8 protein-coding genes are annotated in these 13,645 nt (G+C 54.1%); 5 read left to right on the top strand and 3 right to left on the bottom strand.

The genetic code is table 11. The features are described from left to right. Position 1 precedes the first annotated feature (1 nt). The 3 genes from MFFC18_RS06905 to MFFC18_RS06915 all read left to right on the top strand — a co-directional run bounded on the left by MFFC18_RS06905 (position 2) and on the right by MFFC18_RS06915 (position 5,019). Positions 2-430 carry a secondary thiamine-phosphate synthase enzyme YjbQ gene (locus MFFC18_RS06905; RefSeq protein ID WP_075083209.1) on the top strand — a complete coding sequence of 143 codons (429 nt, stop codon included), beginning with the start codon at positions 2-4 and terminating at the stop codon, positions 428-430. A gap of 120 nt (positions 431-550) precedes the next feature. After that, complete coding sequence (gene uvrA, locus MFFC18_RS06910) at positions 551-3,367, top strand: excinuclease ABC subunit UvrA (RefSeq protein WP_075083210.1); 2,817 nt, start codon at positions 551-553, stop codon at positions 3,365-3,367. 242 nt (positions 3,368-3,609) lie between these two features. Beyond that, the gene (locus tag MFFC18_RS06915) at positions 3,610-5,019 is read left to right on the top strand and encodes a CAP domain-containing protein (protein WP_075083211.1); all 1,410 of its coding nucleotides are present in this window, start codon (positions 3,610-3,612) and stop codon (positions 5,017-5,019) included. A gap of 211 nt (positions 5,020-5,230) precedes the next feature. Here the strand turns inward: MFFC18_RS06915 and MFFC18_RS06920 are convergent, their stop codons facing one another. The 3 genes from MFFC18_RS06920 to MFFC18_RS06930 all read right to left on the bottom strand — a co-directional run bounded on the left by MFFC18_RS06920 (position 5,231) and on the right by MFFC18_RS06930 (position 10,461). After that, positions 5,231-6,631: a reprolysin-like metallopeptidase gene (locus MFFC18_RS06920; RefSeq protein ID WP_075083212.1), complete on the bottom strand. Its 1,401-nt coding sequence runs from the start codon at positions 6,629-6,631 to the stop codon at positions 5,231-5,233. A 201-nt stretch (positions 6,632-6,832) separates the two neighbouring features. Then, positions 6,833-7,480 (bottom strand): response regulator transcription factor, encoded by a 648-nt coding sequence (locus MFFC18_RS06925; protein WP_075083213.1) that lies wholly within the window; start codon positions 7,478-7,480, stop codon positions 6,833-6,835. Beyond that, positions 7,477-10,461, bottom strand: a complete 2,985-nt coding sequence (locus MFFC18_RS06930) for a sensor histidine kinase (RefSeq protein ID WP_075083214.1) — start codon at positions 10,459-10,461, stop codon at positions 7,477-7,479. The genes MFFC18_RS06925 and MFFC18_RS06930 overlap by 4 nt, the downstream gene beginning before the upstream one ends. A gap of 479 nt (positions 10,462-10,940) precedes the next feature. Here MFFC18_RS06930 and MFFC18_RS06935 point away from each other — a divergent pair, with 479 nt between their 5' ends. Both MFFC18_RS06935 and MFFC18_RS06940 read left to right on the top strand, forming a co-directional pair. Continuing rightward, on the top strand, positions 10,941-12,734 hold the full coding sequence (locus MFFC18_RS06935; protein WP_075083216.1) for an outer membrane protein assembly factor BamB family protein: 1,794 nt from the start codon (positions 10,941-10,943) through the stop codon (positions 12,732-12,734). Positions 12,735-12,884: 150 nt separating this feature from the next. After that, complete coding sequence (locus MFFC18_RS06940) at positions 12,885-13,496, top strand: RNA polymerase sigma factor (RefSeq protein ID WP_075083217.1); 612 nt, start codon at positions 12,885-12,887, stop codon at positions 13,494-13,496. Positions 13,497-13,645 lie beyond the last annotated feature (149 nt).

Below are 13,645 nucleotides of genomic sequence, written 5' to 3' on the forward strand. Positions count from 1 at the left end.
TATGACACAGTTGCATCAAACTCAAATTTCACTTCCGTCCTATCCTCGCGGCTTCCATTTAATCACGCGACACGTTGTAGATGCGTTGCCGGAATTGAGCGAGTTCGGCGTCGGCATGTTACAGGTGTTCATCCAGCACACTTCGGCGAGTTTGACAATTAATGAAAACGCCGATCCCGATGTTCGCGTCGATATGGAGACTGCGGCGAATTTGATTTGTCCCGAGAACATGCCCTTTGTTCACACTTGCGAAGGCCCCGACGATATGCCCGCGCACGTAAAGGCATCTTTCTTCGGTTGTCAGCTGCAGATTCCAATCCGCGACGGTCGATTGGCACTCGGGACATGGCAAGGCATCTACCTGTGCGAACATCGCAATCGGGGTGGTTCGAGAAGATTGGTGCTGACGATTCAGGGCATGAAAGCATGAGCGGTGATCGGAACGGATCTTTTGCGCCGTCGCGCCCAAGCGCGAGTCAGTTTCGCCAGAACCGTGTGCGGGAAAAACGCACAGACGCGAAAGTTTTTTACTTCATGGATTGTCGAACCTATGCCTGAGTTCGATCAGATCGAAGTCATCGGTGCTCGTACGCACTGCCTGAAAAACGTCGACGTTTCGATTCCACAGAATCAGTTGGTGGTGATCACCGGTCGCAGCGGCAGCGGAAAAAGCTCTCTGGCGATCGACACCATCTTCGCCGAAGGACAGCGACAGTTCCTGGAGTGCCAATCGATCCACTCGCGGCAGTACTTTGATCAACTGCCTCGAGCCGATGTCGATCGCATCGTAAATTTGCCGCCAACGGTTTGCTCCAAACAGCAGAACTCCGGGGGCAGCCCGCGCAGCACCGTCGGGACGCTGACTGAAGTTCATGACTTTCTCAGAGTCCTGTTCGCACAAGCGGGAACGGTCCACTGCGTGCAATGCGGCGATGCGATTGAGCAAGCGACTGAGATCGATATTTGCGACGCGATCGAAGCCTTCCCGGAAGCGACTCGCATGATGGTGCTGGCGCCGTTGGTCGACGATGGCATGGAGCTCGCGAGAGCTATCGAAATGGTCCGCCGTGAAAGGTTGCTGCGCATCTCGATCGATGGAGCGATCTTCGACATCGAAGAGACGCCGCCGCTTGATCCGCAACGGCAATATGAATTCGCAGCCGTTGTCGATCGCATTATTGTGCGTGACAATTTTCGGGAACGGCTACTCAAAGCCATCGATTCGGCTTCGGAACTCGGTCAGGGCAACATCCTCGTTCGCTACGTGACTCCGGGCGACCTCGAAGCCGATGCTTCGATTCGCAGCGATCCGGTCCGCTGGCAAACTCTGCGATACAGCACGCGTTACGCTTGTGCAAAATGCGGCATCGCCTGTTCGGAAATTAGTCCACGCCTGTTCAGCTTCAATAGCCCGCAAGGCGCCTGTCCGGAATGCCAGGGGCTCGGTTTGCAACTGCGTTTTGATACCGAACGAGTTATCGATCGGACGCGTTCGCTCAGTGAAGGCGCCGTGTTGCCGTGGAGCAGTTTCTCAGCCGCGAAGCTCAAGTCCACGCTGAAAGAATTGCAGCCGCTGTTGGAGAAAGTCGGCTTCGATCGTGACCGGCCGATGTCGGATCTGAGTGCTGATTCTTTGCGACGGTTGTTGGAATCAACCGACAAGGAATCGCCTGGCATTTTTGTGCTGCTGCACCGCGAACTGGCAACGACCGATGACGATGAACGCTATGAAGAGCTTGCTTCGCTGGAGCGTCCCCTGCCCTGCCCGGCGTGTCACGGTTCGCGGTTGAATCTACAAGCCAACGCCGTTCGGTTTGCAGGAAATTCAATTGCAGAAGTACTCAACATGTCGCTTGGCAATGCGGCAGCCTGGTTTCGCGCTGCCAGACTCGACGAATCGACGCCAGAAAAAAAACTGGCGGCTGAAACGCTGGTCGCAGAGATTCAAAAACGGCTGGACTATCTGGTCGAAGTCGGCGTGCACTACCTGTCGCTCGGTCGCGGCGCCGATTCGCTAAGCGGTGGAGAACTTCAACGCGTACGCATGGGGGCTTCGATCGGATCCGGCTTGGCCAACGTTTGCTACGTGCTCGACGAACCCAGCGTTGGCTTGCACGCCCGCGACAGTGAGCGTTTACTGAACTCTCTGCGAACACTGAAAGAAAACGGCAATTCGCTGATCGTCGTTGAGCATGACGAAACGATCATCGAAAATGCAGACCACTTGATCGATGTCGGTCCCGGCGCCGGAGACCTTGGCGGAGAAGTCGTCGCCACAGGTTTGCCCGAACAGGTTGCCGCCGCCGATGCTGCCAGCCTGACTGGCGCGTTTCTCAGCGGCAAAGAGCAGTTTGCGTCGTTTCCGCAGCGTGAAGTTGATTCGAAGAAAGTCATTTCGATTCGCGGCGCCTCCGGGTTCAACTTGAAATCGGTTGACGTTTTCATTCCGTTGCATCGATTTGTTTGCGTTTCCGGAGTCAGCGGTTCGGGAAAAAGCACGTTGATCAATCGCACGCTGGCTCCCGCGATTCAGGACCATTTTGGTTTCTTCGGCAAGCGACCTGAGACCTTTGATTCGATCGAGGGATTGGAACAGATCGACAAAGCCATCCTGATCGATCAGGCGCCGATCGGCCGCAGTTCCAAAAGTTGTCCAGCGACGTTTTGTGGCCTGTGGGATTTGTTTCGCAAAATCTTTTCGGCCACGCGAGTTGCGAAACAACGTGGTTACGGAATTGGGCGGTTTAGCTTCAACTCGAAAGCCGGGCGTTGTGACGATTGCAAAGGCCATGGAGTCCGGCGCGTTAAAATGGATTTCATGCCGGACCTGTTTGTCGAATGCGAAACCTGCAAAGGCCGTCGCTTCAACGTGCAAACTTTGCAAGCCAAATTCGGGACGCTCTCGATCGCCGATGTGCTGGACCTGAATGTGGCTCAGGCACGTGAACGATTCGAAAACTTCGCCAAACTGACTCGGATTCTCGACGTGATGCTCTCAGTCGGGCTCGGCTATCTCAAGCTCGGCCAGCCCGCTAACACGCTCTCCGGTGGTGAAGCCCAGCGGCTGAAATTGGCCAAAGAACTGGCTCGATCCTCTGAAGGGCACACGCTTTATCTGCTGGACGAGCCGACGCGAGGATTGCACTTCGCCGACGTCAGAGACTTGCTGACGGTGCTGCAGAAACTTGTCGATCAGGGACATTCGGTCGTCGTGATCGAGCACAATCTGGACGTGCTCAAGTCGGCTGACTGGATTATCGATCTTGGTCCCGACGGTGGTGACGCGGGCGGCGAAGTGGTCGTCTGTGGGACACCTGCACAGGTTGCCGCCTGTTCAGTGTCCATAACCGGGCAATTTTTGGGGTAAGGCCCGGCCGCCGGCAGAAGATCAAATTTGTCGGGTTTCGTAGGCCAAAGTAAGGCCGAAAACGGTTTCTTGGTTTGGTTGTGGACTTTCGCCACAAGTTGCAGATTGAAGAAAGGTAAGTTTGCTGGTTGGACAAAATTGCGATTGCCCGTCGCGGAACGGTCGGGCATCGAATTTGCTCCGATAGATAGAAACAACATGCTTGCCGCAAATCGATGACCCCAAGGAAAAGAAGCAATCTCATGAATCGTCGCATCAAGTCAAAGTCACGTTTCCAGTCATACCAGCAGCTCGAAGCCAAAAACCTGTTGGCCGCCATCTACCACAACCCCGACAGCGGAATCCTGTACATCGCTGGAGACAGCGGAGCCAACGTCGGCCAGGTCAGTGTCTCTGGTGACAACGTCGTCGCGCAGATTGACGGCCAATCTTACTCGGGCGCCAGCGACGACGTGACGGATATTATCTTCATTGGCTACGACGGAAACGATACCTTCACGAATTTGTCCGATCTTGATTCAAGCATGTACGGGCATCTGGGTAACGACACACTGACCGGAGGTGGCGGAGACGACAATCTTGTCGGAGGAGCCGGCAATGACACGATCCAGGGGCTCGATGGAGACGATCGAATTGTTGGGGCCGACGGCAACGATACGCTCGAAGGAGGAGACGGCGAGGACCGAATCTTTGGCACCGCCGGAACCAACACGATCTATGGCGGGGCCGGTGACGACACGATTTACGGAAGCGAGGACGCCGACGAAATCTACGGTGATGCGGGCGCTGACAAGATCTACGCACTCGGCGGCGACGACATTCTGTACACGGGAACCGGTGGTGTGGAGGGCGGAAGTTTCGACGAGGGTGATCTGGCGATGGGGCACGGAGGTGACGACGAGTTCTACGGTTCGACTGGTTTGAATATTTTCTATGGAGGAGACGGCGACGACATTATGGTGGGTGGTTCGGGCGAAAACCGAATGCACGGCCAAGCCGGTGACGACACGCTGACCGGCGGCGAAAAAGGAGACTATATGACTGGCGCCGACGGTGATGATACCTTCGACGGACGAGGCGGCGTCGATTATTACAATGTTGGAGACGGAAGCGATACCATCGTTTACTCGCAGAGCTATGTTCCAACTGATGTTCACGTGACGAACAACGGAGGCACTGCGGAGACTCGTATCCAAAACGAACTCGTCAGCAACGCGACTTGGGTGCAGTTCGCAGATCGAACGATCTCAGCTGACCAGGCTTACTATTTAACGGTCGATGAAACGAACTTCTCAAGCCTCAACGGCTACCGCGTTTCCAGTTCCGTTGGTTTCGTTTCCAAACCGTCCGACCTCGCAGATTTTGCCTACAACTGGTCTTTGCAGATGGCAAGCGCGGGAACATTAAGTCACTCAACAGAAAGTGACAGGGCGTCTCTCTACGTCGGTGATCGATCGGCTGTAGGCGAAAACGTGGCGATGGTAAGCGACACCGGGCAATCGGACGTCCAAATCGCCAACTACTTCCTGAGTTTGTGGCAGAGCAGTTCGGCGCACAACAGCAACTTGCTTAACAGCAACTATCAGGAAGTCGGCATCGGTATTGTGAAATCCGGTGGTGCGTGGTGGGCGACCCAGATTTTCATGGGCTGATTGATTCGCTCATAACGCTGACTGAGTCCATAAGAAATATCGACGTTTCGCGGAATGACAGGCGAGCGTCCAAGCTACAGTAGCGTTGCGGCGTTGGAATGGATTACAAAAAAGCCCCCGAATGATTCGGGGGCCAGCAAGAGATCTTTTGGTGAAAGCGATCTACAACTTTGTAGTTGCTGAAGTCATAAATCGCTTTGGTGTTGGATTCTCACATGCAGCGCCGACGACGTAGCTGCCCAGAAACGACGAACATCAACAGAAGCGTTCCGGCGGCCGGTTCTGGGACGGCTGCGATGCCAAAGCCAGATCCGGTGAGGAAGTAGCCTCCCATGTCGTAATACTGAGCACCGTCGAACGATGCCGTCACTTCGTCGTGCCCACCATAGCTGCTGATCACGGCGTAGTATTCGCCGGATGACAGCAGGCCAGAAAAATTAACCGAGAGCGTGTCCGCTGCTTCGATGCCTGTCGCGACCAGCGTCTGATCGTAATTGTATATCTCAAGTTGGCTGCGAAGGATGGCGCCGTTATCAGCAACGCCGGCGGTCAACAGGTCGTTTCCGTTGTTCACCGTTAGTGAGATTGAATTCGTTCCATCGCTCATGAACGTAAAGAAATCAGACGTGTAGTTCTCAGAGCCCATCGGATCGTACCGATCAAAACCACTTCCGACCTCAATCGGATTGATGATGCCCCTGTGCAGATTGCCAGACGTATCAACTTCATCGCCCGAAAGTGGAATGGCTGTCGCAGTAGCAAACGTGTCGCCAATGCCGCTGTCAATAAAACTCATTCCGCTGTTCAACATGATGACATCGACATCATCCTGTTCGACGGCATTGCCGAAATCGTTGTGAGTCGATCCCGCACGCCAGGTGACTCGCTGCCGATCGCTGGCGTTACCCATGATTCCAACGTAGCTGCCAGAGCCTGACGAGTCATCGCCGTTACCGTACTCGTTGACTAGCGTGCCGCCATCATAGTCTCCTTGATGTTGCAGTCCGAACGTGTGGCCGACTTCGTGAGAGACGATACTACCAATGTACGTTCCGTTTGATATCGCACTTCCGTAATCGACATCCTGAGAGAACATGAAATTGGTGTGGTCACCGTTGTTTGTGGCAACGGAATCAATGACACCGAGGTTAGCAATACCGTCAGCCGATCCTTGCCAGCCAGCATTTCCCGGAGGTCCGATGATCGTGTGCATCATTCGGGCTTGAGAATCATAATAGGATTGCCGCTGTGCATCGTTCGCTGCCTGCCCGGCAGCAACCGCCGGGTCGATTGTCGTAACGTTGACATCGAACGACCAAAACTGATTTGCTGTCTGAGCCCAAATCGACCGAATCGTGTCTTGCTGATCTGCCGTGAACGTATCTGTAGGCGCCGCGTTGTCCAATCCAAGGTTGGTCCCCGGGTCACTTGACCCCCAAAGTCCATCAAACGCGAATCCAGCTGGATTCAGGTACAAAGTATAGGCGGCGCCATCGCGACTGCTGAGTTCCGGAACACTCTCGCTCAACTGAGCCGAAAGACTCGAAACGGACGACGCGACGACAATGGCGATCGCGGCGAGCAGATAGAATGGCTTGTCAAAAATTTTCATGTTTTTGCTTCCTGTCAGGGTGATGGTTCAAAGGCGTAGCTGGACAGGCAACGTCAGGGGAAAAAGAAAGATCCCTCGCGTGACTACGCGGATGGTAGCTCACGGCAGGCAGATGGGTATTGGACTTTGGTCTCATACGGCAATGGACCGGTACGCTTGGGGTTCCCGTTGGATGCCCGGCATGAGCGGCTGAACGCTCTGTTATCGCAGTTCTGACAAGTCTGCGTCTTCGAATTGCCGCAGCCGATTAAGGGATTGCACCATCTCGGCGACGCTGGAAAGTTCGAGCTTTCGCATCACTCGCCCTCGGTGCACCTTCACTGTTTTCTCAACGATTCCAAGCTCCGTCGCCACCTGTTTGTTTAACATTCCAGTTGAAACTAACTTTATCACTTCGTGCTCGCGTGGAGTTAGCGACTTTAAGCGGTCTCGGAATTGAATCGTCTCAAGATCGTCCTGATACGTTCGCAGCTGACGATCCACGGCGGCACGAACGCTGGACAGCAAAACATCTGGTGGGCAAGGCTTGGCCAGAAAGTCGATTGCCCCCTGCTTCATCGCTGATACAGCCAGCGGCCAATCCGCGTGCGCTGTTAGCATGATCGCAGGTATTCTGAAACCTCGATTGCGCAACTCCTGGAGCAACTGCAATCCAGATCGGTCCGGCATGGCATAGTCGAGAATCAGACAGCCCAGCAGTTCAGCAGTAGCGATCTCAAGAAACTCGTCGGCCGAATTGAACTCTCGAACACTCCAACCTTCGACGCGCAGCAAACGCCGATTCGCACGCAACACCGATAGGTCGTCGTCAACCAAATACACGACCGGCTCCAGACTCAAATCGTTCATTGAGACTCTCCGTCGAGCGGAATGGAAGGCGGAATGGAAATCATAAACTTGGCTCCGCAAGGTTGATTTGGCTGAGTCCAAATACGTCCGTCATGAGCCTGTACGATCGCGCGGCAAAGAGAAAGCCCGATTCCCAATCCGTCTTCCCGAGTCGAGTAAAATGGCTTGAAGACTTCTTCTGCCCGGTCCGGAGAAATCCCTGGCCCGGAATCGGCTACGGTAATCAGTAATTCTGAACCCAGTTGTTCGCTGATGACCGTCACAAGCCTTGACTCAGACTTTGCTTCACCGATCGCGTGGGCGGCGTTAAGAATAAGGTTGATTAGGACCTGTTCCAGTTGAACACTGTCGCCCATACCGAGGATCGTAGGAGGACTGGGGCGAAACACCAGATCAATCGATTGGGATTTCAATTCGGCTGTCACGGCTTTGACAGCCATTGCGATAACAGCCTGATAGTCCAGCCGTTCGCGCGTCCGCGGGTGTTTCTTCAACAGGGTTCTCATGTGCTGAACAATCTCACTGGCCCGTTGGTCGTCAATGACAATGTCGTTCAGCGTTTCGAGTAACTCGGCGCGGTCGACGGGATCACGCTGAGTCAGTCGACGCGCCGATTCGGCATTGGTCAAGATCGCTGATAAGGGTTGGCTAAGCTCATGTGCGAAAGACGTCGATAGTTTCTCCAGTGTTGCGACGCGAGAGAGATGAACGGTTTGGCTCTGATAAACGGCCGCGTTCTCGTGTGCCTTCGATGACTCCATTTTTTCTCGCCGCAACATCGAACGATTTCGTGCCAAGGTCGCCGAGACCGCAGCAACGACTACGAAAGCGAGGCTTAACATCAAAAGCTGGAACCACCGCGTCTGCCAGTAGAAGTGCGATACGTGAAAGTTCACCGTTTCGGAAGGCAAGCCCCACGAACCCAGATTGTTGGATGACCTCACCTCAAATTGATAGTCACCAGGAGCCAGACCATCGAATTGCACCTCACGACGATTGCCAATTTCTCGCCATTGATCACTCGCTCCTCTCAGGCGATAGCTGAATCTTGTCCCCTTCGGGCGTTCCGTTTTGAGTGCCGTAAAATCAAACTGTATCGGCGTTGAACCCGGCTCGATGTCCTTTGGAAAAGGAGCCTCATGTGTCTGATCACCAACCCTCATCGATTCAATTCGAATATGAGGTTGGTCAGATTGAAACGAGAAATCTGTAGGATTGACCGCGACAATATGCCGGGGAGTAGAGAACAACAGTAAGCCATCTTGAGTACGCAAACCTGCCGGCGAATAGCCAGATGTGCAGTCGGCGCTCGGCATGCCGTCATCCCGGTTGAGTGTGAAAACGGTGGGAGTTTGACTTTTGTCTTGGGCCCAACGATGCAACTCGGACTTTAGCAGGCGAACGATTCCATGGGCTGTGCCAAGCCAAAGTTCGTCCTTGCCGTTTTCAACAATTGAACTCACCACGGTGCTTGGCAATCCGTCACGTTCGTCAAAGCCATGGATCGTGCCTTCCGTATCAAGCCATGCAAGTCCACCGCCGTGGGTTCCGATCCACGTCGTTCCGGCCGCATCAGCCAAAATCGAATTCACCATTTTGACAGGCAATCCCTGGTCTGTTGTAAAGTGCTTCGATCCGTCTTCTCGCCAGCGAAAAATGCCGTTGCCTGCTGTCCCGATCCATAAGTGACCATCTGGTTGACCTGCAAGACAATTGATCGGGGAACCGAAATCCATACTGGCTGCCGTCACAAAGCTCGAGCTGACAAATCGTCTTAGCTTGCCATCTCTCCCGCCAACAAATAGCGTTCCGTCGGATCGAATGACAATTGACGTCAGATTGGCGTCAGGCGTGCGGAAGATTCTCGACTCGCTGCCCGGCGAGTCTCGACGAACGACGAACTGCGGACACGCAAACCAGATGAAACCTCGATCATCTCGCAAGCCGGCTCGAACCGAGGGGTACATGCTGACATCGGGAATGTCGTCCACTGGTTGCAGGTCGCTCAGCGGTCCACGGTGCAAACTTCCTCCCACTGTCGCAGCCCAGATCGTTCCGTCAGATTCTTCCGCGAGCCCCTTCAGCACGCCGACTTTCGTGCCTGTGCCAACTTCGAAAAACTCAACTCGCGACTTTGCAACACGAAACAGTCCTTGAGACTCGGTGCCAACCCATAACACATCGTTGGCATCGACACACATCGATCGAATGGAAGATCCAACTCCGGCGACCGAATCAAAGCGTCCGTTTCGCCACGCGTACAGGCCGGTTGAATGTGAGCCCAGCCAAATTGTGCCATCAGCTGACTCGGCTATTCTGGTGACGATGTTGAAAGGAACGCCGTCTTCTTTTTCTAGTTCGCTCCACGTTTCATTCTCGCGACGCAAAACGATTCCGTTGCCAATTGGAGCCCACAGTACGCCTTGCCGATCGACCAACAAAGCCGTTGCTTCCGCATTGGAGTACTTCTCAGGAAGCGAAACTTTTTCGCTGTGGTTTCCAACAATTCGGAACAGGCCCTGATTGTGTGCGGAACACCAGACTTCAGATTCCGGTCCAATGGCGAGGGCGCGAATTGTGTTGTAACCCGGTTCGTCGTCCGTGCTCTGTTCTGGCGACAGTTGTATTTCCTCCAATCCCAGAGGAGTCCAATGCTGCAGGCCTTTTGAAGTCCCGATCCAGACACTGTCAGGAGAATCTGAAGCGAGGCTGTAGACGTCGTTGCCCAGCAAGCCTTCTTTGGTCGTCATCTGAGCGACTTCGCCGGGCGGCCAATGCAATAGGCCGGAGCCACCTGTGCCAATCCAAACTCCACCAGCATTGTCATTTTCCAACACGGACAGACCCAGCGCCGGCAAACCATCATTTAAACCGTAGTCAGTGAACTTGACGCCATCAAAACGATTTAAGCTCGATCGTGTTCCCAACCACAAGTAGCCATCATTGGTTGCCGTGATCGCCGGGACCGACTCTTGCGCCAAGCCAGTGGCCGAGTTCCATGATTGAACGACCCATGGCGACTGCTGTTCGCTTTGGACTTTCGCCGAAAGGCGAGAGACGCTCCAGTTCGATATGATGCAAAAAGCGACGGTAGAGAAGAATACCAGTCTCGCGCCGAAATTTGAGCGCTGCGCGACTAAATGTTCCCAATGACATTCGCCGATTGAAACTTGAAATGGTATTGATCGCAGAGGGCTGACAAACACTAGTCGATTCTTGCCATGTTTCAGTTTGAAGATGGAACAAAGATTGCAAAGTCGAAACCATCCGTACCGCGCGAAGCTTCGGCCCAGTCAGGCCACGCTGCCCAGACGAATTCGGCTCAGACTAAGCCAAGTTGAGCGACGGCACAAACTGGCGTTGGGTGATTTTGATATGCGTTGGCGGTAGTTTCTTGAAACTTTCTGCGATCAATTGAGTTGAGCGTACTGAATGTCCATAATGACTTGAAAAACCAGGGATGACGACTGTGGAAGATGAAAAGCTGGACTCAGGGAGTCTAACGGAAAAGCGCAACGGAAAGTTCAAGCCGTTGCGAGTATGGCCGGCGATTGTTTTGGTGTTGCTGATCGCGGCATTGAAAATCGCGTCCTTTTTCGTGCAAATGGACGCTATGGCTGTCATGATCACGCTGATTTTGGGGCCCTTGGTACTGGGGTTGCTGGTGCTCATCTGGTGGGTGACGTTTAGTCGTGCGTCGGCGTCGGAGAAAGCCTTGGGCTTCTTCGGTGTAGTTGCCGCCGGCGTGGCAGTTCACTTTTTGATCGATCCGACTATGCGTGGTCCCGGGCAAATTCTGATCGGCATCCCGATCGGCATGTTGGCTTTTGGGATCGTTGCCATCCTGATGAAAAATGTTCTCTCGATGAAGCGAACTATCGTGATGCTTCTCGCGACGCTGATTGGTTTTTCATCCATCGCCCTGTTCCGAAACGACGGCATGTGGGGCAGCGGCCAATTGGGACTCGACTGGCGTTGGAACGAGACCCCGGAAGAGAAAATGATGGCTCAGCGCAGTGCTACAAGTGGCGAAGCCGAAACTTTCACAGACGAACAATTTGAGGAATGGTTGTCTGAACCTGAATGGCCCGGCTTTCGTGGTCCCAACGGAGATGGTCGATATCCCGGGCCGGACATCGCCACGGACTGGAAAGCGAATCCGCTAAAGCTCGACTGGAAGATCCCGGTGGGGCCGGGTTGGTCTTCGTTTGCTGTCGCTGGCAATCTGCTGTTCACGCAAGAGCAACATGGCGAGCAAGAAACGGTTGTTTGCTACGCGGCCGATTCCGGAAAAGAGATCTGGAAACAGCATATCAATGAGAGGTTTTTCGATCCGCTTGGCGGGCCTGGTCCTCGAGCCACGCCAACGATCGCGAACGGTATGCTGTTCGCTCAATCCGCGATGGGTGACTTACAGCGACTGGACCCGAAAACAGGCGAGTTGATTTGGACGAAAGATCTCAAGGAGCTTGCAGATCGAGAGCCTCCTCAGTGGGGATTTTCTTCTTCTCCGCTGGTCGTCGGCGATATCGTGGTGGCCTACGCGGGCGGCGCCGACGGAAAAGGAACTCTGGGTTTCGACGCCGAAACAGGTGAACTGGTTTGGTCGGCCAAATCCGGAAACCATTCTTACGCCACGCCGCAGATTGTAAAGTTTGGCGATCGCGAAAGCGTGGCCATGCTGACCAACGACGGCGTACATTTGATCAATCCAGCAACAGGCGACATGCTGCTGGATTACGAATGGCCGTTCGGAGGATATCGCGCGACTCAGCCTCATGTGCTCGACGACGGTTCGATGCTGTTGCCGACTCAGGAGCTTGGTACACGTCGGATCGAGTTGGCTTCGGTTCGCGAAGGTTCCGAATCTGCGCCGCTGACGGCAACGGAAGTCTGGACGGCCAAACGACTCAAGCCGGACTTCAACGATTTCGTAATCTACGAAGATCACGCTTACGGTTTTGACGGCGGAGTTTTTCTGTGCGTTGACATGTCGAATGGCAAGCGAAAATGGAAAGGCGGACGCTACGGCAAAGGACAGGTTCTACTTTTGCAAAACGCGGGGCTACTGCTGGTCGCGGCTGAGGATGGCAAACTGGCGCTACTCAAAGCCGATCCATCATCATGGCAGGAGTTGTCAAAGTTCCAGGCGTTGGAAGGTCGAACCTGGAACCATCCGGTTGTAATTGGCGATCGCCTGTACGTTCGCAATTCACAGGAAGCAGCGTGTTTCATTCTGCCAACCACCGAATAAGTTGACCAATTCGCATGGCGGCTTTTCTCGAGCGGGACAAGTAGGTTCGCAGTCAATGAATTAGCGGCTTTCCCATTAAAAATCGTTCTGCCGTGTAAGGTTTCCGTCTCGCGGAAGAGTTACCATGGAACCCATCGAATAGTTGGTGCCATGAACGAAATTCCGCAAACTCGAGCCAGCCTTTTACTGCGGCTGGGAAATGAAAGCCAGAATGCCTGGCCGGAGTTTCTGTCAATTTATGAAAGTGCCCTGTACGGCTTCTGCCGCGCGAAAGGCCTTCAGGATGCGGATGCTCGGGATGTACTTCAGGACGTGCTGACGGCTGTGATGAAGAAACTTCCAGACTGGGATTCCGATTCCAGCAAAGGCAGTTTCCGCGGATGGCTGTTTCGCGTTGCCAGAAACATCGCGATCGATGAAGTGAAACGGAAAGCCAAAAAGGTGACGGCTTCCGGTGACACGCAAGTCGGTCGCATGCTGGCGGAAGTTCCCGGGCCGAACGATCCCCAAGATCAGTCGTTCGAGACAGAGTACCAGCGCGCGCTATTGGATTGGGCTTCCAGTCAGGTGAAGAACGAAGTTCGTGAAAACACCTGGTTGTCGTTCCGCATGACGGCTCTTGAAGGTCAAAAGGCGGAACAAGTCGCTGAAGCGTTAGGCGTGTCAGTCGGCACGGTGTACACCGCCAAGTGCCGAGTCGTCGCTCGGATTCGCAATGTGATTGCGGTGATGGGTGAAGAGTTTGAGATGTCGTTGGAGTGAGTTTTTTGCACGCAATACAAGCCCGAAGCGCAAGCGAGTGGTTCGTCTGCGCGTCGGGACAACACAAACGGTTCGATACGGGAACGTGATGCAATCTTGCGGCTAAACCACTCGCTTGCGCTTCGGGTTTGTACTGAACGCTTCATGAA

Source organism: Mariniblastus fucicola (genome assembly GCF_008087665.1).
Lineage (GTDB): Bacteria > Planctomycetota > Planctomycetia > Pirellulales > Pirellulaceae > Mariniblastus > Mariniblastus fucicola.